Below are 19,919 nucleotides of genomic sequence, written 5' to 3' on the forward strand. Positions count from 1 at the left end.
CTCCTTGTTCCGGCCGCGGACGTCGGGAAAGCTCGCCCGAGGAGGTGGGCATGGGCCGGATCCGGCGGCGCACGGTGCTCGGCGGCGCGGCCGCGGTCACCCTCGCCGGTGCGCTGCCCGCCGCGTGCGCCCCGGCGCCGCGGACGGGCACGATCGACGACGTCCGCCACGTCGTGGTGCTGATGCAGGAGAACCGGTCGTTCGACCACTACTACGGCACCATGGCGGGCGTACGCGGGTTCGGTGACCGCGCGGCGCTGCGGGACGTCTTCCGCCAGCGCGGCCGCGACGGCCCGGTGCTGCCCTTCCGGATCGACACGTCCGTTGTGGACGGTCAGGACCTCGGCGAGCTCCCGCACGACTGGAACAGCACCCACCGCGCGTGGAACGGCGGCGCGTACGACGGCTGGATCACGGCGAAGAGCCCGATGACGATGGGGTACTTCGCGCGCGACGACGTCCCGTTCCAGCGTGCGCTGGCGAGCGCGTTCACGCTGTGCGACCACTACTTCTGCTCGATGCAGGGCCCGACGCAGCCGAACCGGCTGTTCCACTGGACCGGCACGAACGACCCCGATGGCGTCGCCGGCGGACCCGTGACGCACAACGCGCCGGACTACGAGCCGTCCTACCGCTGGACGACGTACCCGGAGCGGCTGGAGGCGGCGGGCATCTCGTGGCGGATCTACGCGAACGACGAGGAGCGCGGCGTCCCCGAGCACTTCGTCGGCGACTACGGCGACAACCCGCTGTGGCAGTTCCACAGCTACCACGACTCGCTGTACTCGATGGACCCGCTGAAGCGGCGGCTGGCCGAGCGCGCGAACCTGCGCAAGAAGCTCCTGCCCGACTCGGGGAAGGGCAAGGACCTCGACCACGTGCTGGCCGAGTTCCTCGCGGACTGCGCGGCCGGGACGCTGCCCGCGGTGTCGTGGGTCGTGGCGCCGTACGGCTACTGCGAGCACCCGGCGGCCCGGCCGGTCGACGGCGCGGCGTACGTCCACCGGATGCTGAAAGCGTTGTGGGACAAGCCGGAACTGTGGGAATCGACCGTTGTCTTCCTCAACTACGACGAAAACGACGGCTTCTTCGACCACGTCGTCCCGCCGACGCCGACACCCGGCACCCCCGGCGAATACCTGCCGGGCAACCGGCCGGAGAAGGGCGAGCCGTCCGGGCCGCCCGTCCCGATCGGGCTGGGGCCGCGCGTGCCGATGACCGTCGTTTCGCCGTGGAGCCGCGGCGGCTGGGTGAACTCGCAGGTCTTCGACCACACGTCGGTGCTGCGGTTCCTCGAGACGTGGACCGGGGTGCGCGAGCCGAACATCTCGGCCTGGCGCCGCGCCATCTGCGGCGACCTGACCAGCTGTTTCGACTTCCGCACGCACGACACGACAATCCCGCTGCTGCCCGACGCCGACGCGTTGCGCGCCGAAGCCGACCGGACGCAGTCGCGCCTGCCGAAGCCCACGGTCCGCCCGGGCGCACTGGCGCAGGAGCCGGGCACGGCCAAGGCGCGCCCGCTGCCGTACCAGCCGGTCGCGTGGGCGACGGTCGAGGCGGAGGCGCTGAAGCTGCACCTGGCCAACCACGGGACGCAGGCGCTGCAGCTGGCCGCGTACGCCTACCACGCGGGCGGGACGTCGCAGCGCTTCGACGTCCCGCCGAACGGCGAGGTCACCGGCGAAGTCCCGCACGGCGGGTCCTACGACGTCGCCATCCACGGCCCGAACGGCTTCATTGTCGAGGCTTCGGGCGGCGCGGGGCTCGACGCCGCCGTCACGTTCGTGAGCACGCCGGCCCTGCGGGTCACGGTGACCAACAGCGGGCCGGCGCCGGTCGCGCTCGGCGACGTCACCATCCCGCCGGGTGGTTCGCACGACTTCCCGGTGCCGGCGAAGAACGGCTGGTACGACGTCACCTTCGAGACGCCGGGGTGGCGCCGCCGCTTCGCCGGCCACCTGGAGGACGGCCGCCCGTCGCGGACCGGGCCCTAGCGGAGGGCATCCAGCGCGAAGGCGGCCAGCATGGCGACGCCGTTCGGCATCGCGTCTTCGTCGAAGATCACGCGGTTGGAGTGGTTGGCCGCCGCCTCGGCGGGGTCGACGCCCGGCGGGCAGCCGCCGATGAACGCGTAGGCGCCGGGAACGCGTTGCAGGACGTACGAAAAATCCTCGGCGCCCATCAGCGGGTCGGCGAGCAGCTCGACGTTCTCCGGCCCCAGCACGGCCGCGCCGAGCCGCAGCACCTCGGCCGCGATCCGGTCGTCGTTGACGGTCACCGGGTAGCCCGGCTCGACGTCGGCGACGCCCCGGCAGCCGTGCGCCGCGCCGACGGCTTCGCAGACCTTGGGCAGCTCGGTGCGGACCAGCGCGCGCGTTTGCTCGGACAGCGTGCGGATCGTGCCCTCGAGCTCGGCGGTCTCCGGGATGATGTTGGACGTCGTACCGGCCTGGATCCGCGTCACCGAGAGCACGGCGGGGTCGAACACGCTGACCCGGCGCGTGATCATCGTGTGCAGCGCGCCGACCATCGCGGCGGCCGCGGGCACCGGGTCGATCGTGTGCTGCGGCGCCGAGCCGTGGCCGCCCTTGCCGGTGACGCGCACGGTGAACGAGTCCGCCGACGCCATCAGCGGGCCGGGCCGCAGCTGCAGCAGCCCGCTGCGCGCGTTGGCCAGGATGTGCACGCCGAACGCGCGCTCGACCCGCGTCCCGGCGGCGTCGAGGACGCCCTCGTGGATCATGAACCGGGCCCCGTGGTGGCCCTCCTCGCCCGGCTGGAACATGAACACGACCGACCCGGCCAGCTGGTCCTTGCGCTGCGCGAGCAGCCTGGCCGCGGAGGCGAGCATCGCGACGTGCGTGTCGTGCCCGCAGGCGTGCATCGACTCGGGATCCTCGGACGCGAAGTCCAGCCCGGTCTCCTCGGTGAGGGGCAGCGCGTCCATGTCGCCGCGCAGCAGCACCGCCGGGCCGGGCCGGGAGCCGCGCAGGACGGCCGTCAGCGACGTCGTGGCCTTGCCTTCGGTGATCTCCAGCGGCAGGTCGGCGAGGGCTTCCCGGATCGCCGCCTGGGTGCGCGGCAGCCGGAGTCCCTGCTCCGGACGGCGGTGCACGGCGCGCCGGAGCGCGATGGTGCGGCCTTGCAGCGCCCGCGCGTCGTCGAGGAGGCCGGCGAACGGCGTGCCGGGCAGGGTGGGCAGGTCAGTGGGGCCGGTCATGGTCCCGATAGTGCCTCATGCGGCGCTTCGGGTGCACCGTGCGTGCGCTCGGCCGAGCAGCGGAATACGGTGTGCGCATGGCGGTGGATGAGCCGGTCACGGGCTTCGCGGTAGCCGTGGTCCGGGAAGACGGTCGGTGGCGGTGCAGTGCGCTCGACCCGGGGGCGCTGACCGAGCTGGACGCAGCGATCACTGAACTGGGCAAACTACGTTCCACCGGTGCGAGCTTCGGGCTGCTGGCGGTCGACGACGAGTTCTTCGTGATCGTCCGGCCGAGCCCGCGGGGGCCGTCGTTGCTGCTCTCGGACGCGGCGGCGGCGCTCGACTACGACATCGCGGCGGACGTCCTCGACGTCCTGCGCGTCGACCCGCCGGACGAGGAGGACGACTCCGTCTGGCCCGAGGGCGACCTCGAGATCCTGGCGGATCTCGGGCTGCCCGGGCCGGAGCTGGAGGTCATCGTCGGCGAGGTCGACCTGTACCCGGACGAGCAGCTGCAGATGGTCGCGCAGCGCTGCGGGTTCGGCAGCGAGTTCGCCAAGCTCCTGGACGAGCTCTGAGACGCCCGTCCGACACCGAGGCCGTGGAGGCCGCGCTGGAGGCGGCGCGCGCTCCCGGCGCGGACGTGCCGATCGGGGCGGTCGTGTTCGGCCCCGACGGCGTCCCGCTGGCCGCGGCCCGCAACGCGCGCATCGAGCTGGGCGACCCCACGGCGCACGCGGAGATCCTGGCCCTGCGCGCGGCGGCGGGCGTGGTGGGCGACGGCTGGCGGCTCGAAGGCTGCACGCTGGCGGTGACGCTGGAGCCGTGCACGATGTGCGCGGGCGCGCTGGTGCTGGCGCGGATTTCGCGGCTCGTGTTCGGCGCGTGGGAGCCCAAGACGGGGGCGGTGGGCTCCCTGTGGGACGTCGTCCGTGACCGCCGTCTCAACCACCGCCCGGAAGTCCACGGCGGCGTGCTGGTCGAGGAGTGCGCCGGGTTGTTGGAGACGTACTTCGCGACGCGGCGCTGATTCGGTCGCCCGGTCGTGGGTACCCCTTCCGCGGGAAGGGAGGTACGTCATGACGATGAAGGACAAGGTCCAGCAGGCGGTCGGCGGCGCGCGCGAAAGGGTCGGCTCGGTGACGGGCAACCGGCGGTTGATGGCATCGGGCCGCATGCAGCGCCGCCGCGCCCAGGTCCGCGAGGTGGCCCACGACCTGCGCTCGAAGGCGCGCGGCGTGGTGCGAGAAGCCCAGGTCAGGCGACGGGCCGGCCGCCCGGTCGACCCCTCGTGAGGCTCGGGCAGGCCCTCCGGTATTGTTCTCGGCGGTGGCGTGTCCGAGCGGCCGAAGGAGCACGACTCGAAATCGTGTGACGGCTAATCCCCGTCCGTGGGTTCAAATCCCACCGCCACCGCTCAACCGGACCCCCGGTCAGCTCAGCTGGCCGGGGGTTTCGTTCGTGTCAGACGGCCGGCAGTTCCAACGCGAGCACATCCGGGATGAGCGTCGGGACCCGGTCGACGACCGTGCCGCCGCTGATGGCCAGCACGGTGTTTTCGGATTCGGGTGCGGCGCCGAGCGAAGACGTCCCGCGGGGAAGCAGGGTGCTCAAAAGGTGCCACTTCCCGGTGCCCGGGTTGTAGTTCTCCGTGGTGCGGTGGCGGCCCAGGCGATCCTGGAACGGCCCGGGTCCACCGCCGACCACGGCGACGCGGCCGTCGGCGAGGACGCACGCGCCCAGCAGCGCTCGCGGCTGGTGCATCGAACGCACGGGTTTCCAGGTGTCGGAATCCGGTGAGTACCGTTCCGCAGTCCTGAACGCTTCGTCGCGTGTTCGTCGGTGAGGCCACCCGCTGCGTAGAGCAGCCCGTTCAGCCCGGCGGCCGAAGTCGCCGCGCGTGGTGCCGGCAGGGGCGAGGCCGTGGTCCACTCGTCGGCGGCGGGGTCGTACCGCTCGACCACACCGGTGCTGAGGTCGACCTCGACGATGCCGCCGACGGGTGCCCGTGCGTCGTCGCCGCGTCGTGGGCGAACCGCGCGGTGTGCAGTGGCGGCCGAGCTTTCCATTGTTTGCTCATTCTTACCCACCCTCGTTCTCCGGTGATCCATTCCCTTGCGTCGCAAGGGGTAAGAGCAAAGTCTTGACTTGAAGGGCCCTTGAAGTGTGACGGTGGTGGCCGGCACAAGCTGATCACCAGGAGCCAACACCATGACCGTTCTCGTCACCGGGGCCACCGGCCACACCGGACGTCACGTCGTCACCGGCCTGCTGGCCGCCGGCATCGATACCAGGGTTCTCGTCCGCGATGCGGCGAAGGCACCTGCGAGCGTCGACGTCGTTCAGGGCGACATCACCGATCCCGCCCGAGCCGCCGAAGGGGTCGACGCCGTCTATCTGCTCTGGCCCTTCTTCACCGCCGAAGGCATCGACAAGGCGGTAAAACCCTTCACCGGCAAGAAGATCGTCTACCTCTCGGCGATGTCCGCGGAAGACGGCGGTGTCTGGGGAGACGTCGAGGCCGCCGTGGAAGACGTCACCGATGACTGGACCTTCCTCCGCGTCACCGGACTCGCCACCAACGCCCTCGGCTGGGCGCAGCAAGCCGAAACGGGCGTTGTCCGGGGGCCCTATGGGCAGGCGAAGCGGTCTCTGGTCCATGAGCGCGACGTCGCCGACATGGCCGTCAAGGCGCTCCTGGGGGACCACGCGAAGCAGACCTACCTCGTCACCGGACCCGAAGCCCTCAGCCAGGCCGAGCAGGCCCGGCTCATCGGGGAAGCGTCGGGAACACCCGTCCGGTGGGAAGAACAGCCGCCGGAAGAGGCGAAAACGCAGCTGAGTCAGTACATGGGTGAGGAATTCGCGACGAGTGCGTTGAAGCACTGGGCCTCTCTCGTCGCGGAACCCGAGCCCGTCTCGCTGGACGTCGCTCGCGTCACCGGGCATCCCGCGCGGCCCTTCGAAGAGTGGGCCCGCGAGCACTTCAGCTGAGCTGGACGGCCGGCGTCGTCAGCGGTTCGAGTTCCGCCGCCAGCGAAGACAACGACGCGATCTTCGTGGAAATCGTCCGGACCACCGCCGTGCACGCGGTGCTCACCGCGCTCACGACCTCGGGGGACCGGTCGCCCGTCAGCACCGCCGCCACCGACGGCTCGGCGACGGCCGCGAGGGCTGACACCTCCGCGGAGACCTCAAAAGCCAGCTCGTCCAGGCGGTCGGCGATGCGGACTCCCAGCGCGGCCGTCTCGGCGGCGGCGCGCGCCGCCGCGCTGTACTGACCGTCCACTGTGTCCGCCCAGGTGGCGAACGTTTCCGCGCTGCCGCCGGTTTCGGCGCGCTCGACGCCGGCGCGGAACTCGGCCTGGGCCGACGTCACCACCAGGGCGCCCGTATCGACCGCCGACGCGGACGTGCGGATCGACGACGGTGAGCAGTCCAGGTGCCGCAGCGCCGCGACCGGGTCCGGGACGCCGAGGCGCCCCGCCGCCGCGCGCAGCGCCGCCAGGGCGGACGCGGCCGAAGTCAGCGCGGGGTGCTCGAAGACCTCGGTGGTCACGGCGCCACCGCGATCCGCCCCCGGAAGCCGGTGCTCCGGGTGCTCTCGGCCGCGATCCGCAGCCGGCCGGCCAGGTCGGACGTCGCGTCGCCGAGCACCCGCGCGTCGGCCTCGCGGGCCGCCAGCGCGGCTTCCCAGCGGGCCGCCAGCTCGCGGGCCTGCGGGGAGATGCCGACCGGCGTCGAATCGACGCGGGCTTCGGCGAACCGGCCCGCCGCCTTGTCGTCGGCCGCCGCGGCCTGGTCGAGCAGGTCGGCCGCGGCGCGCAGGCGGTCCGGCGTCTTCGGGGCGGTCCGGGTGGCGAAGCCCCCGGTACCCGGGATGTCACTGCCGATCCGCGAGCCTCTGCCTTCCGGCATGGGGACCTCCGTCGTCAAGGGCGCTCACCCGATCGTGGAAGATCTTGCCTCATGCCCCCGCGGGGCCCGCATCGCGGTGACCTGCGCCGTTCGGGACGTTCCACCAAGTGGACGTCTTGACCGCAGGGCGGGAGGAAGAACACCATGAACCCATGCCCGCCACCTCGGAAAGCACGCCAATCCGGTGGCACGGCCGCGCCTCCAAGCGGTCGATCGGGGAAGGCACCGTGGAGCTCCTGCTGCGCCGCGGCCGCCTGGGCTCGCCCCCTGCCTGACGCGAACCCGGCGTCCGAATTCCCCCGAAAACCCTTGGAGCACAACCATGTCCGTAGACCTGCCTGCCCGGATCCAGCTGCGTGAGGCCGTCACGCCCGCCGACGGCCTCCTCGAAGGCCCGCGCGTCCTGCGCGACCCGCAGGAGCGGTACGAGCGCTTCGCCCTCCGCCCGCTGGGCCGGGTGATCGGCGCCGAGATCGACGGCGTCGACCTCGCCGAGCCGCTCACCCCCGAGCTGCGCGAGGAGCTCAACCGCGCCCTGCTCGAGTGGAAGGTGCTCTTCTTCCGCGACCAGCGGATCACGTCGGCGCAGCAGCGCGCGTTCGCCGCCAACTGGGGCGAGCTGGAGACCAACCCGTTCATCCCGCGCGGCGACGACGACGCCGTCACGCGCTTCGAGCGGACCGCCGCCATGCCCGGTTACGAGAACATCTGGCACACCGACGTCACCTGGCGGCCCAACCCGGCGCTCGGCTCGGTGCTGCGGCTGCTCGAGGTGCCGCCGGTCGGCGGCGACACGATGTGGGCCGACATGGCCGCCGCCTACGACAACCTGCCCGAAGACGTCCGCGCCCGCATCGACGGGCTCACCGCGGTGCACGACTACCTCCCCGGTTTCGACCGGTTCTCCGATCCCGCGCTGCTGGCGCGGTGGCAGGACCGCTTCCCGCCGGTGGAGCACCCGGTGGTCCGGACGCACCCGGAGACCGGGCGGCGCACCCTGTTCGTCAACCAGGCGTTTACCACGCACATCGTCGGACTGGACCGGGCCGAGAGCGACCGGCTGCTGCGGTACCTGTTCCTGCAGGCACACACGCCCGAATTCCAGGTCCGGTTCAGCTGGCGGCCGAACTCGGTGGCGTTCTGGGACAACCGCGCCACGCAGCACTACGCGGTCAACGACTACCACCCGCACGTCCGGATCGCCGAGCGCGTCGCCATCGCGGGCGACCGGCCGTTCTGAGCCTTAGCCTGGGGTCATGACCGATGAACCCCAGGCAGTGGTGACCGGTTTCCTCAAGGCCCTCGAAGACCTCGACGTCGACCGCGCGCTGACGTTCGTGGCGAGCGACATCGTGTACCAGAACGTGCCGTTGCCGCCCGCTCGCGGCCTCGCCGCGGTCGAGAAGCAGCTGCGCGTCATGGCCAAGTACGGCTCCGGCTTCGAAGCGCGGACCCACCACATCGCCGCGGACGGCAACGTCGTGCTCACCGAGCGCACCGACGTGCTGCGCCGCGGCGCGTGGGAGGCGGAGTTCTGGGTGTGCGGCACGTTCGAGGTCGAAGCGGGCCGGATCGTGCTCTGGCGCGACTACTTCGACTGGACGACGGTCCTGGCCGCGAGCGCGAAGGGCGCCGGGCGGGCCGCACTGGCCGGCGCGCGGACGCTTCTCGGCCGTTACCAGGGGAGGCAGGCGGTGCGCTAGGCGCGGTGCTCGCCGCGGTCGTGGTCCCGAAGGTCCACGACCGCGGCTATCCCCAGCACCAGCACGAACACGCAGCTGAGAACAATCAGCCCCCACATGATCGTTCTCCCTCCCCCCGTGTCGTGCCGACCGCGAGCTGTCGGGGAGTGGTCTGTGCCACTTTTCCGGCGGCTCACGCAGACCGTACCGCCGGTTCACCCGGGTTGTTCCCGTCCTTGAGCTGCATTTAAGGCAGATGCGCCGGATGGGTGACACGCTCGTGTCCAGTTGTCACAGAACGCGCGCGATCCGTTACGCACCAACGGCTACCGACGCGATTCCGCCCTGGACGGTCACCGCCGTCGAACGCAGCGCCGAGACGTCCGCGACGTACCGCAGGACCTTGCTCGCGTCTTCCCCGGCGAGCGGTTCGCACTCGTTGTCGGCGTTCCGCCGCACCGGGATGAGCTCCAGGCGGGGTTCGTCGCCGAACATGCAGCCGGCCAGCAGCCCGTCGACGTGCCGCCCGCGCATCGCCGGCCAGTCGAAGACCAGGTTGCCGAGGCTGTAGAGGATCGGGCGGCCGCGGTACACCTCGACGGCCTGGATGGTGTGCGGCCCGTGCCCGGCGACCAGGTCGGCGCCGGCGTCGATCGCGGTGCGCCCGTACGTGACCTGGTATTCGGCCAGATCGGGCCCCGGCAGGCCCCAGTGCATCGAGACGACGACGTGGTCGTTGGCGGCTTTGGCCTGCTTGATGTCGGTGACGAGCCGCTCGAGGTGTTCGGGGATCGGCGTCGTGCGGACCAGCGGTGGGCGGCCCGGGATGTCCGCGACGCGGGGATCGGGCTGGTACGCGGTGGTCGCAAACGCTTGCGCGACGCCGGGCGACGTCGCCGTGGCGGCCTGTCCCCAGGGCCAGCAGAGCGACGTGTACGCGAGGAACGCGACCTTCGTGCCGGCGCGTTCCAGCACGGCGGGCGCGTGCGCGGCGTCGAGGTTCGCGCCGGCCCCGCAATGCGCGATCCCGGCGCGGTCGAGCACCGCGAGGCTCGCCATCGCCGCGGCCGGCGGGTACGTGACGTTGTTGGCGCACGAGACGACATCGATACCGGCGGCCGTCAGCGCCTCCACCATCTCCGGCGCGGAATGCCGCCAGTTCGGTTTGTGCGGGATGTCCGCGTCGCCGGCCGTTCCCGACAGCGGTCCTTCGAGGTTCACGAACCGGAGGTCGGCCCCTTTGAGCAGCGGATCCAGCCGCTCGAAGGCGGCCGAGGGCGTCGCGCGGCCCTGGATGTTGACGTCTCCGCCGAGTACGAGCGTGATCACGAAACCTGCTCTGCCGATCGGGTGACGACGAAAGTAGTTGTTACGAATCGTTGCATCTTTGTCTTCCTCCTCCTCACTTGCTCGGGGGACTATGCCACGACTGTTCAAGCACAAAGGGGACTCAGGGTGACCAAGACCCACAGATCCAAGGCCGCCTTCACGGTGGCCGTCGCGTCGGGCCTGGTGCTCGGCGGGGTGGCGGCACCGGCCGCGCTCGCCACGCCCAGCGCCGACGCGGTCATCGCCGAGGTCTACGGCGGTGGCGGCAACTCGGGAGCGACGCTCACCAGCGACTTCGTCGAGCTCGCCAACCGGGGCACGGCGGCCACGAGCCTCGCCGGCTTCAGCGTCCAGTACCTGCCCGGTTCGGCCAGCCCGTCGAGCGCCTGGCAGGTCACGCCGCTGACCGGCAGCGTCGCGCCGGGCGGGCGCTACCTCGTGGCCGAGAGCAAGGGCGCCGGCGGCACCGTCGAGCTGCCCACGGCGGACGCGACCGGCGCGATCGCGATGTCGGCCACCGCGGGCACGATCGCCCTCGTCTCCGGCAGCACGGCGCTGACCTGCAAGACCGCGGCGGACTGCGCCGCCGACCCGCGGATCAAGGACCTCGTCGGGTTCGGCACGGCCACCGTGCGCGAGGGCACCCCGACCGCCGCGCCGTCGAACACGAACTCCGTCGCGCGCGGCACTTCGCTGGCCGACACCGACGACAACGGCGCCGACTTCGCCGTCGGCGAACCGACCCCGACCAACACCAAGGGCGAGTCGACCGGCGGCGACACCGGTCCGGCGCCGGTCCCGGCGAAGATCCACGACATCCAGGGCACCACGCGCATTTCGCCCTTCAAGGACCAGAAGGTCGGCGGCGTCACCGGCGTCGTCACCGCGACCCGGACGTTCGGCTCGATCCGCGGTTTCTGGCTCACCGACCCGAACCCGGACACCGACCCGCGCACGAGCGAGGGCCTGTTCGTGTTCACCGGCTCGGCCAGCCCGGCCGTGGCGATCGGCGACGCGGTGACCGCGACCGGCACCGTCCGCGAGTTCTACCCGGACGCGCCCGCGACGTCGAACTACCAGTCGCTCACCGAGCTGACCAGTGCACAGTGGACGGTCGACTCGCACGGGAACGCGCTCCCCGCGCCCACCGTGCTCAACCCCGACACCGTGCCGACGACGTACGCGCCGTCGCCCGGCGGGAACATCGAGCCGCTCACCCTGGAGCCGTCGAAGTACGCGCTCGACTTCTGGGAGGCGCACGAGAGCGAGATCGTTTCGGTCACCGACGCCCGCGTCGTCGGCCCGACGAACTCGTTCAACGAGCTGTACGTGACGACCAAGCCGGACCAGCACCGCACGGTCCGCGGCGGCACCGTCTACCTCGGCTACGACCAGCTGAACAGCGGCGTGCTGAAGGTCCAGTCGCTGATCCCGTTCGCCGAGCGGCCGTTCCCGAAGCTCAACGTCGGCGACCTGCTGACCGGCACCACGTCGGGTCCGGTCGAGTACGACGACTTCGGCGGCTACACCCTGCTGGCCGGCGTGCTCGGTACCGAAAAGGACAACGGGCTCCAGGGTGAGACCACGCGCAAGCAGCGCACGGGCGAGCTCGCCGTCGCGACGTACAACGTCGAGAACCTGTCCCCAGTGGACACCCAGGCGAAGTTCGACCGGCTCGCCGACGCGATCGTGACGCACCTGGCGACGCCGGACATCGTGAACCTGGAAGAGATCCAGGACAACAACGGCCCGGCGAACGACAGCGTGGTCGCGGCCGACCAGACGCTGCAGCGGTTCACCGACGCCATCGTCGCGAAGGGCGGCCCGCGCTACGAGTGGCGCGAGATCGACCCGGTCGACGACGCCGACGGCGGCCAGCCGGGTGGCAACATCCGCGTCGCGTTCCTGTTCAACCCGGCGCGTGTGTCGTTTGTGGATCGTCCGGGTGGGACGCCGACCTCGGCGGTCGGCGTGGTGCGCGAACACGGCAAGGTGCACCTGACGGCGTCGCCCGGCCGGGTCGACCCGGCGAACGAAGCCTGGACGGCCAGCCGCAAGCCCCTCGCGGGCGAGTTCGTCTTCAAGGGCCGCACGGTCTTCGTCATCGCCAACCACTTCAACTCCAAGGGCGGCGACCAGCCGACGCACGGCCGGTACCAGCCGCCGGTGCGCAGTTCCGAGGTGCAGCGGGCGAAGCAGGCCACGGTGCTGCGCGGGTTCGTGGATTCCTTGCTGGCGGCCGATCACAGCGCGAACATCGTCGTGGCGGGCGACCTGAACGACTACCCGTTCTCGCCCGCGGTCCAGACGCTCACCGCCGGTGGCGCGCTGAAGGACCTGATCGCGTCGGTGCCCGAAGCGGAGCGGTACAGCTACGTGTTCGAGGGCCAGTCGCAGGTGCTGGACCACATCCTGGCGTCGAAGGCGCCGCGCGGGGTGGACTACGACGTCGTCCACATCAACGCGGAGTTCGCCGACCAGGCCAGCGACCACGACCCGCAGGTGGTCCGGTTCCGCCCGGGGGCGGGCAATCCGTTCCAGGATGGGATCAACGACCTGCTCGACTGCCTGGAGCAGGTGTTCGGCACGCACTAGTTCGCTGACGAGAGGCCACCGTCGGGCGCTTTGCCCCGATGGTGGCCTTTCTCGTGCCCACTCCTTTGGGTGACGGTGAAACCGCGGAGCGTTGGCGGCCGTCTTACGGTGGACAGGACCACAGGGGAGGGTGGCGTGGACGGGTATGCGGTGAAGGTCGGCGAGCTGGGCAAGCTCATCGACGACCTCGGAACGGCGGCGGACGGGATGGCCGACGCGAACCGGAAGCTGGGCGGCGGAGGGGCGTTCGGCTCCTTGGGGACCGCCGAGCTGGGCAAGGCGGGAATGGAGTTCGAAGAGGCCTGGGGTTACGGCATCGGACGGCTCGGCGAGGCGGCTTCGGGCATCACGGAGCGGCTCAGGGAGGCGAAGGAGAGGTACGAGCAGATCGAGGCCGAGTTCAGCGGTGAGCTGGGGAGGTTCGGGTCCGCGGTGCTGGGTGATGGTCCGGTGGGTGGGGGATACACGGGCGGGGTGCCGGGGATCAACGACCTGGCCGAGCCGGGCGGCGGTCCGGCGGGTGGGGCGACTGGAGGGGTGCCGGGTCTCGATCAGCCGGCTGAGCGCGACGATCGGCCGCCCGGTGGTGGCGCGACCGGCGGGATCACCGACAGCCTGAACGGTCTCGGCCGATGAGCGCCCGTGACTTCCCGGCCCTGGGCTTCGACCCCGCGCCGGGCGACCTCGACGGCGTCACCGACCTCGCGGCCAAGTACCGCGTCGTGAGCCGCGATCTGGCCGAGGCGAACGTCTCGCTGCGGCAGATCGTCGCGAAGCAGGGCGTCTGGCAGGGCGAGGCGAGCGAGGCCTTCACCCGGCGCGTCGGCCCGCTGCCGGGGTACCTCGACGGCGCGGCCAAGTCGATGGGACAGGCCGCCGACGCGCTGGAGGCGTGGGCGCACCACCTCGGCGACCTGCAGAAACGCGCGGCGGACCTGGAGGCCCGCGCGGAGGCGGCGGCCCAGGCCGCCGAGCAGGCCCGCGCGAACCCGGACTTCGCGCTGGCCGGCCGGACGTTCCCGGACCAGCCGTCCCTCCAGATCGCCCAGCGCCTGCTCGACAACGCGGGCCAGCACCTCCAGACCGCGATCGACGGCTGCCAGAACGTCCAAGACGCGGCGAAGCAGCTCCAGCAGGAGCACGCCGAGGCGGCGGGCCGCGTCGCGGAGCTCCTGCGGAAGGCGAAGGAGCTGGCCCCGGACGAGCCTGGCCTCCTCGACAAGCTGGACGACGCGGTCGGCGGGGTACTTGTCGACTTGTCGAAAACCCTCGCGGATGGCGTCGACCAGGCGTGGGACTTCGTCCAGGACCACGCCGAGCTGTTGTCGAAACTCTCGGACGTGACGGGCGACGTCGGCAACGCCCTCGGCCTCGTCGGTGAGTTTCTCCCGCCGCCGGCCGACAAAGCCGTCGGAGCTGTGGCGACGGGACTCGGGGTGGCCGCGCTCAGCGGCCATGCCACGGCCGCAGTGGCAGGCGCCGATGTCGCGATGGAGACACTGGCCTTCGACCTGGTCGGCGCGGGCAGCTCGCTGGCCGGCCTGGTCCTTCCCCCGGGCGGTAAGGCGGCGGCGATGGCCATCGGCATGGGGGCGACCGGGCTCCAGTTCCAGGCCGATGCCGCCGCGCGGGTGATCGGTGAAGACTTCGAGGGGCCGATCGGCGACTTCCTGAACTACTGGGTGCCGAAGGACGCCGGCCAGATCGCTGCTTACGCCGTCTCGCCGGCCGGGGTCGCGTATTGGAACGCTGCCGAGGCCGGGATCGAGGCCGACAACGCGCCGGAGCGCCGGCGCGCGCGGGCGGAAGACGAGGTGTGGCACTGATGCCTCTCCAGATCGACCTGCCGCCCGGGTTCTCCGGGATGCCGGTGGGCAGCGACGACAGGATGAACCGCGGACACGCCTGGATGGTCGCCGAGAACGTGGCGGCCGGTGCCGGGAAGACGGTCGAGGAGTTCGGCAGCTACCTGATGGCGCTCGTGCCGACCATGCAGGCCAACGGCATCCGCGTGTTCGGCAAGTTCGCCGTCGGGCCGCGGAAGGGTGACGTCGCCACCTTGACGCTGGGCGTAGCGCAGTGGCCGGACACCGCGCCCGGCAACCGGGACGCCCTGGTGGCGGCGATGGCCGCGCAGTACCGGAGCCGGCACAAGCGCGCGGTGGTGCAGCCGGTGCGCCTCCCGATCGGCCCGGCCATCGTCGCGATCAGCGGTGGGGAGTTCCACCTGCCCGAACGGGACGTCCGCCCCCAGATCAAGGCGGAGTACCAGATCCCGCTGCCGGACGGCCGGGCCGCGGTGATCCTCTCGGTGGTAGCGGAGTCCGAAGAGGCCTGGCCGGCGGTCGCCGAGGCGACGGCGAAGGTGGCCTGGAGCCTGCGCGGCGGGGAGATCTCGCGATGACGGACGCACCAGGGGAGGCCATGGCCACCGCACAGCTGATCGAGGAAATGCGCTGGCAGCTCAAGCAGATCGAAGACCGCAAAGCCGAGAACCAGCGCCTGCTCGCCGGGATCGCGGGGAGCGGGCACACGACCGTCGTCTCGCCGGATGGGTCCGTCACCGTGCTCGCCGGGCCGGGCGGGGTTGTCAGCGAAGTGCGGCTTGCGCCGGAAGCCATGCGGTTCGACGCCGTCACGCTCAGCCGGACCATCACGGCTGCCGTCCGGGAAGCCGTCGCCGCCGGGGGACGGCTTGCCGAGCAGAGCGCGCCGCCGCCACAACACGCGCGCAGGCCAATCCCCGCCGAGCAGAGCGCGCTGCCGCCACAACGCGCGCGCAGGCCAACCCCCGCCGAGGACGACGAGCCCTATGACACCGTGTTCGACGTCTAGAGCTGCGGCGGCTGGTCCCCCCGCTTCGAGGCTGCCCGCTTGGCCCGCCATCCCAGGGCCAGCACCGCCTGCACCAGCTCCTGGTAGCTCGGCTTGACCTCCTGCAGGTACCGCTCCAGGTACGCCGCTCGCGCGGTCGGGACCGGGCGTGGGTCGTCGCCGGGGTCGAGCCAGAGCAGGCCCTGGATGTTGTGCAGCGCCATCTTCCACCAGCGCGTCGCGCGCTCGGCCGCGCGGGCTTCGCGCTCGGTCGCCGCGGCGATCGCGTTCCGGGCTTCCTCGATCTCCCCTTCCAGGGCCTCCGCGCGGGCCAGCTCCCACGCGCGCAGGTTGTCCGCCGAACCGCGGGAGAGGGCGATGGTTTCCTTGTACCGCATGGCCGCGGTGGCGGCAGTGGCGGCCGTGGCCGCAGCCTCGTCGGTCATTGCGCGTTCTCCGGACGCTGGAACGGGATGATCACTTCGGGCGCGCCGTGGGTCGTGCGGTCGAAGAACAACGCGCGGCCCGGGCGCGGCGACCAGTGCACGACCTGGCCCGCCGCGAACGGCGACAGCTCGTTGCCCTGGACGTCGAGGGCCGCCCACGTGCCGATGTCGTCGGTGCCGTTGAAGCCCAGCGTGTCCTTCAGCCGCGCGATGCTGCGCCACCAGCCGATCGTGTGGATGCCGTGGCCCGGGCCCTGTTTCAGCACCACCCGCAGGTGGTCGAGGCCGCTCTTCAGCTGCCCGACAGCCTTGGCTTCCAGACTCGGCAGGGCCGCGTCGACGCCGTACAGCAGCAGCACCTTCGCGCCGCCGGACAGCGAGCCCGTCATCGACTCGAGCACCCCGGTCAGGTCCTCCACCAGGGACGCCGCGTGGCCGTCCTGGCGCAACCTCTCGGTCAGTTCCAGCGCGGCCGGCGCGCACGCCTCGATCGGGCAGCTCAGCAAGAACTCGACCTCGCCGGGTTCGTACTGCCGCGACAGCGACCGCGCCGAGGAGTCCATGATGGACAGTGCCTCGGCGGTGGCGGACCCGAGCACCGCGACGTTGCGGCCCGGCGCCCGCGGCAGGTCGACGCCGCACGCCGTCTCGGTGACGTCGATCGACTGGCCGAGCAGCGCCCGCGGCTTCGAGTTCGGCTTGAGGTCGAGGTACGCCGGGAACTGTTCCAGCACCGGCGAATGCGCGCCGTCGAACAGGCGGGGCCGGGGGAACCGGCCCGCGTACTCCTCCCACAGCCGGTGCTGCAGCCGGACGAACACGTTCTTGCTGCTCGCGTCCGGGATGTGGGCCAGCTGGTTGCCGTGCGCGACGCCGGAGTCGTGGTTGATCACCCCGTGCCACTTCGGCGCCGAGACCGCGGCGTTGTTCGTCTCGGCCAGCACGCGCCGCGCCTTCGGCATCGCGATCCGCAGCGTGCACTGCTCGAACACCGCCGGCTTGCCCCAGAACGCCTCGATGCCGGCGACGTCCTGGCTGGCCAGCACCAGGTGGATGCCCTGCGACCGGCCTCGCCGCGCGATGTCCTCCAGCAACTGCGTGGCCGTGGCCGTCACCTGGTCGCGACCCGCGAACAGGTACTGGAACTCGTCGATCACCGCGACGATCCGCGGCCAGTGCCCGCCGGGGTCGGCTTCGCGCAGGTCGGCGAGGTTCGTGACCTCGTGCTCTTTCGCAGCCGCCGATCGGCGGCGCAGCTCGTCGGCTAGGAACCGCAGCAGCGCCAGGCCGAACTCGCGGTCGGTGTTGACGTTGACGCCGACGAGCCGCGCGTGCGGCAGCCAGCTCGCGTCCTTCCGGCCCGGCGCCAGCCCGGCGAACGAGACGCCTTCCTTGAAGTCCAGCAGGTACAGCGCCAGCTCGTCCGGGGTGTACCGGGCGGCGAGGCTGCCGAGCAGCGCGTAGAGGAAGTTCGTCTTGCCCGAGCCGGACGGGCCGCCGATCAGGGCGTGCGGGCTCGCGTCGCCGATCACGACCTCGACCGGCTCGCCCTCGAAGAACCCGACCGGCGCACGGAGTTCCCGCGCCGAGCTCTCGCGGCCCAGCTCCGTCGGCAGCAGGTTGTCGAACGACCGCGGCCCGCCCTGCTTGGCGATCAGCGCCTTGGCGATCTTGTCGACGGCGCGGATCACCTGCCCGGACGGCATCGGCGGATCGAGGTCGACGATCAGGTCCGTGCCCGTCATGCTGCTGATCGCGTGCCGGTTGTCGGTGAGGCTGAGCGTCTCGACCGGCGCGCTCACCGCGGTCGGCACGTCGACCATGATCAGGCAGATCCCGGCGGCCAGCGCCCCGCTCGCGACGCGCTTGAGGTCGCGGGCGCGCTCGGGTTCGAGGGTTTCGCCGTTGCCGTACAGCACGACGATGCGGAACGGCTCGCCCCGCTGCCCGGTCGCCTTGCGGATCTCGCGCAACGACGTGTAGCCGGCGGCCATGCCGGTGGCGTGGATCCGGCGGATGTGGCCGGCCAGCTCGTCGAGGAGGTCCTCGAGCCGGCCCGGGTCGTACAGCGAGAGCGCGCTGGTCTGGCTGAGCGGGTAGAGGTCCGGCAGGATCGCGGTCAGCTGCCCGATGTCCCACAGGTGCACGCGCACCGCGCCGGGCTCGAACGTCGAAAGCACGCGGATCAGCAGGTTCTGCACGATGCCGTCGATCGCGGGCCGCGTCTTGGGCGCCGACGTGATCGCCAGGTGCGACTCGTCGAGCAACGGGACCGCGACGTCGAACGTGCGGGTGGCGTCGCTGCCGGCGGCCGTGGCCGACCCGACGCGCCAGAGACCGGGCGCCGTCAGGCCCGGGTTGTGCCCGACTGTGCCGAGCCAGTCGCCCGGCGGCAGCCCGGCCGGGCCGGGTGCGTTCTGCGAGACGAGCTCGCGCAGCGTCGCGGGACCTTGGCTCCAGTCGGTGTAGAAAGCGCTTCGCACGCTGCCCAGCGCGCCGAACACTTCGTGCGCGGCGGGGTGACGTGCCCATTCGTTCTGCTGCTCGGTGCTGGCGTGGTTCATGCCGACGCGGACGATGTCCCGCTCCAGCTCGAGTTTGGCGAGCTCGGCCTCGGCGGCTTGGCGCGCCCCGGCCGCCGCGCCCAGCACCAGTCCGATCTGATGGCGGACCCGGTCGAGTGCGGTTTCGACGCGGTTGCGTTGCTCGGCTGACTTGTTGGCCATCGGCGTCCCCAAGAAAGGTGTCCCTAGAAGGATTACAGGCGTGACCGGTATCCGCTCACCAGATCCTCGGCGGTGCCCAGGCGGACGAGGAGCTGGTCCAGCCCCTCGCCGGCCTGCGCGTACTGCGAAGGAAGCCAGGGATCGGCCTTGGCCTGGGCGTCCACGAGAGCTTGCCGGGCTTCCCCGAGCAGGCTTGTGGCCCGCTCGGAGTGGGCGCGCGCATCGGCGAGCCCAGCCACGACGGCGGTGAGCAGCTGGTGGAGTTCGGCGAGCGACATCCGTTCAGAGACGCGCCGAGTAGGAGTCGGCGGAGGAAATGCTGGCTTGGACGGTGCTCTGCAGGCCGTTGATGCCTTGCAGAGCTTCCGCCAGCAATCCGTGCGCCTGGCTCACTTCGTGCTGGCTGCTCCCCTGCGTCGCCTGGGCGAGCGACTGCTGGGCTTCTTCGAGAGACTGCGCTGCCTGCTGGAGGGCGGCGATGCTCGCGGACGCCTTTTCGTTGGCGAGCGCGATGCCAGCGCGGATCTCTTCGACTCCGGCCATCGGGCCTCTACTCCTCGAAATCTGGTGGTCGTACGGGGACGGTTTCCATTGAAACAGATCCAACGACACAGCGTGATCATCTGACTTTGCCGAGTGATCGCGGGTCCGGAATCAGCAAGGCCCCGGACGTGGGAACGTCCGGGGCCGGGCCGATCACGGTCTGTGCGGGGGTCGTCCCGGCACCAGTACCGCACGCTGAAGTCGCTGGCCAGCGCTACCCCAGGTCAGAGCGGTTTTCGTGCCACTGCTGGCCTTTCTCGACGGGGGCGGGCGAGGTGGTGGTGAGACTAGCGCGACCGGAGTAATGCGCTTCGCTCAGCCCTGGTCGTAACTCCCCGTACAGAAGCAGAAATGTGCGGCAGCGAAGACAATTCATGTTCCCGACGGCCGAAAGTGGGAGCCGGGGGCGTCCGGGACGTACCGAGGGTGGGTCGCGCGGGCCATGTGGGGCACGAGTTCAGCGAAGCCGCGGGACCGTCCGGGAGGGGCACTGAGCCCCGAGACGACGAACGCCGGGTGGCCCGTGAAGGCCGCCCGGCGTTTCGCCTGATCAAGCGCGGAGGATACAGGATTCGAACCTGCGAGGGCGTGAACCCAACACGCTTTCCAAGCGTGCGCCTTAGGCCGCTCGGCCAATCCTCCGCAGGAGACGATACCGGAT

General features: G+C 71.4%; 21 protein-coding genes and 2 tRNA genes. 13 read left to right on the forward strand and 10 right to left on the reverse strand.

The window, feature by feature from the left end; all coding sequences use genetic code 11:
• The first annotated feature begins 50 nt into the window (after positions 1–50).
• On the forward strand, positions 51–1,997 hold the full coding sequence (locus ACH54P_RS31550) for a phosphocholine-specific phospholipase C (protein ID WP_489906963.1): 1,947 nt from the start codon (positions 51–53) through the stop codon (positions 1,995–1,997).
• Here the strand turns inward: ACH54P_RS31550 and ACH54P_RS31555 are convergent.
• On the reverse strand, positions 1,994–3,223 hold the full coding sequence (locus ACH54P_RS31555) for a M20 metallopeptidase family protein (RefSeq protein ID WP_489906964.1): 1,230 nt from the start codon (positions 3,221–3,223) through the stop codon (positions 1,994–1,996). The two genes, ACH54P_RS31550 and ACH54P_RS31555, sit on opposite strands and share 4 nt — an antisense overlap.
• Before the next feature lie 77 nt (positions 3,224–3,300).
• Here ACH54P_RS31555 and ACH54P_RS31560 point away from each other — a divergent pair, with 77 nt between their 5' ends.
• The 4 genes from ACH54P_RS31560 to ACH54P_RS31575 all read left to right on the forward strand — a co-directional run bounded on the left by ACH54P_RS31560 (position 3,301) and on the right by ACH54P_RS31575 (position 4,621).
• Positions 3,301–3,783, forward strand: a complete 483-nt coding sequence (locus ACH54P_RS31560; RefSeq protein ID WP_206789346.1) for a tRNA adenosine deaminase-associated protein — start codon at positions 3,301–3,303, stop codon at positions 3,781–3,783.
• 23 nt (positions 3,784–3,806) lie between these two features.
• Positions 3,807–4,235: a nucleoside deaminase gene (locus ACH54P_RS31565; RefSeq protein ID WP_489906965.1), complete on the forward strand. Its 429-nt coding sequence runs from the start codon at positions 3,807–3,809 to the stop codon at positions 4,233–4,235.
• A 49-nt stretch (positions 4,236–4,284) separates the two neighbouring features.
• Positions 4,285–4,500, forward strand: coding sequence for a CsbD family protein (locus ACH54P_RS31570; RefSeq protein ID WP_489906966.1), 216 nt, complete (start codon positions 4,285–4,287; stop codon positions 4,498–4,500).
• A 33-nt stretch (positions 4,501–4,533) separates the two neighbouring features.
• Positions 4,534–4,621: transfer RNA gene (locus ACH54P_RS31575), tRNA-Ser, on the forward strand.
• A 48-nt stretch (positions 4,622–4,669) separates the two neighbouring features.
• On the opposite strand, the gene ACH54P_RS31580 is transcribed toward ACH54P_RS31575, so the two are convergent.
• On the reverse strand, positions 4,670–4,969 hold the full coding sequence (locus ACH54P_RS31580) for a hypothetical protein (RefSeq protein WP_489906967.1): 300 nt from the start codon (positions 4,967–4,969) through the stop codon (positions 4,670–4,672).
• Between the two features lie 447 nt (positions 4,970–5,416).
• On the opposite strand from ACH54P_RS31580, the gene ACH54P_RS31585 reads away from it, so the two are divergent.
• Entirely contained in the window at positions 5,417–6,199 is a 783-nt protein-coding gene (locus ACH54P_RS31585) for an SDR family oxidoreductase (protein ID WP_489906968.1), read from the forward strand.
• On the opposite strand, the gene ACH54P_RS31590 is transcribed toward ACH54P_RS31585, so the two are convergent.
• Positions 6,192–6,764, reverse strand: a complete 573-nt coding sequence (locus tag ACH54P_RS31590) for a hypothetical protein (RefSeq protein WP_489906969.1) — start codon at positions 6,762–6,764, stop codon at positions 6,192–6,194. The two genes, ACH54P_RS31585 and ACH54P_RS31590, sit on opposite strands and share 8 nt — an antisense overlap.
• A complete protein-coding gene (locus ACH54P_RS31595) occupies positions 6,761–7,123 on the reverse strand; it encodes a hypothetical protein (protein ID WP_489906970.1) in 363 nt (120 codons plus the stop codon). Before ACH54P_RS31595 ends, ACH54P_RS31590 begins: the two co-directional genes overlap by 4 nt.
• A 322-nt stretch (positions 7,124–7,445) precedes the next feature.
• Between ACH54P_RS31595 and ACH54P_RS31600 the strand changes: the two genes are divergently transcribed.
• Together ACH54P_RS31600 and ACH54P_RS31605 are read left to right on the forward strand one after the other, a co-directional pair.
• The gene (locus tag ACH54P_RS31600; RefSeq protein WP_489906971.1) at positions 7,446–8,363 is read left to right on the forward strand and encodes a TauD/TfdA dioxygenase family protein; all 918 of its coding nucleotides are present in this window, start codon (positions 7,446–7,448) and stop codon (positions 8,361–8,363) included.
• A 16-nt stretch (positions 8,364–8,379) separates the two neighbouring features.
• Complete coding sequence (locus ACH54P_RS31605) at positions 8,380–8,826, forward strand: limonene-1,2-epoxide hydrolase family protein (RefSeq protein ID WP_489906972.1); 447 nt, start codon at positions 8,380–8,382, stop codon at positions 8,824–8,826.
• A gap of 291 nt (positions 8,827–9,117) precedes the next feature.
• On the opposite strand, the gene ACH54P_RS31610 is transcribed toward ACH54P_RS31605, so the two are convergent.
• Positions 9,118–10,134 carry a CapA family protein gene (locus ACH54P_RS31610; RefSeq protein WP_489906973.1) on the reverse strand — a complete coding sequence of 339 codons (1,017 nt, stop codon included), beginning with the start codon at positions 10,132–10,134 and terminating at the stop codon, positions 9,118–9,120.
• A gap of 126 nt (positions 10,135–10,260) precedes the next feature.
• Between ACH54P_RS31610 and ACH54P_RS31615 the strand changes: the two genes are divergently transcribed.
• The 5 genes from ACH54P_RS31615 (at position 10,261) to ACH54P_RS31635 (ending at position 15,564) form a co-directional block, all read left to right on the forward strand.
• Positions 10,261–12,729 carry a DUF8508 domain-containing protein gene (locus ACH54P_RS31615; protein WP_489906974.1) on the forward strand — a complete coding sequence of 823 codons (2,469 nt, stop codon included), beginning with the start codon at positions 10,261–10,263 and terminating at the stop codon, positions 12,727–12,729.
• Positions 12,730–12,798: 69 nt separating this feature from the next.
• Complete coding sequence (locus ACH54P_RS31620) at positions 12,799–13,365, forward strand: hypothetical protein (RefSeq protein WP_489906975.1); 567 nt, start codon at positions 12,799–12,801, stop codon at positions 13,363–13,365.
• A complete protein-coding gene (locus tag ACH54P_RS31625; protein ID WP_489906976.1) occupies positions 13,362–14,555 on the forward strand; it encodes a putative T7SS-secreted protein in 1,194 nt (397 codons plus the stop codon). Before ACH54P_RS31620 ends, ACH54P_RS31625 begins: the two co-directional genes overlap by 4 nt.
• On the forward strand, positions 14,555–15,133 hold the full coding sequence (locus ACH54P_RS31630) for a hypothetical protein (RefSeq protein WP_489906977.1): 579 nt from the start codon (positions 14,555–14,557) through the stop codon (positions 15,131–15,133). The genes ACH54P_RS31625 and ACH54P_RS31630 overlap by 1 nt, the downstream gene beginning before the upstream one ends.
• A gap of 20 nt (positions 15,134–15,153) precedes the next feature.
• Positions 15,154–15,564, forward strand: a complete 411-nt coding sequence (locus tag ACH54P_RS31635) for a YbaB/EbfC family nucleoid-associated protein (RefSeq protein ID WP_489906978.1) — start codon at positions 15,154–15,156, stop codon at positions 15,562–15,564.
• On the opposite strand, the gene ACH54P_RS31640 is transcribed toward ACH54P_RS31635, so the two are convergent.
• The 5 genes from ACH54P_RS31640 to ACH54P_RS31660 form a co-directional block, all read right to left on the reverse strand.
• The gene (locus ACH54P_RS31640; protein WP_489906979.1) at positions 15,561–15,989 is read right to left on the reverse strand and encodes a hypothetical protein; all 429 of its coding nucleotides are present in this window, start codon (positions 15,987–15,989) and stop codon (positions 15,561–15,563) included. The genes ACH54P_RS31635 and ACH54P_RS31640 overlap by 4 nt on opposite strands.
• Complete coding sequence (locus ACH54P_RS31645) at positions 15,986–18,715, reverse strand: FtsK/SpoIIIE domain-containing protein (RefSeq protein WP_489906980.1); 2,730 nt, start codon at positions 18,713–18,715, stop codon at positions 15,986–15,988. The genes ACH54P_RS31640 and ACH54P_RS31645 overlap by 4 nt, the downstream gene beginning before the upstream one ends.
• A gap of 32 nt (positions 18,716–18,747) precedes the next feature.
• Complete coding sequence (locus ACH54P_RS31650; protein WP_489906981.1) at positions 18,748–18,993, reverse strand: hypothetical protein; 246 nt, start codon at positions 18,991–18,993, stop codon at positions 18,748–18,750.
• Positions 18,994–18,997: 4 nt separating this feature from the next.
• Complete coding sequence (locus tag ACH54P_RS31655; protein ID WP_003056176.1) at positions 18,998–19,258, reverse strand: hypothetical protein; 261 nt, start codon at positions 19,256–19,258, stop codon at positions 18,998–19,000.
• Positions 19,259–19,815: 557 nt separating this feature from the next.
• A tRNA-Ser gene (locus tag ACH54P_RS31660) sits at positions 19,816–19,900 on the reverse strand.
• Positions 19,901–19,919 lie beyond the last annotated feature (19 nt).

It is taken from the genome of Amycolatopsis sp. N2S4-7, from assembly GCF_058119595.1.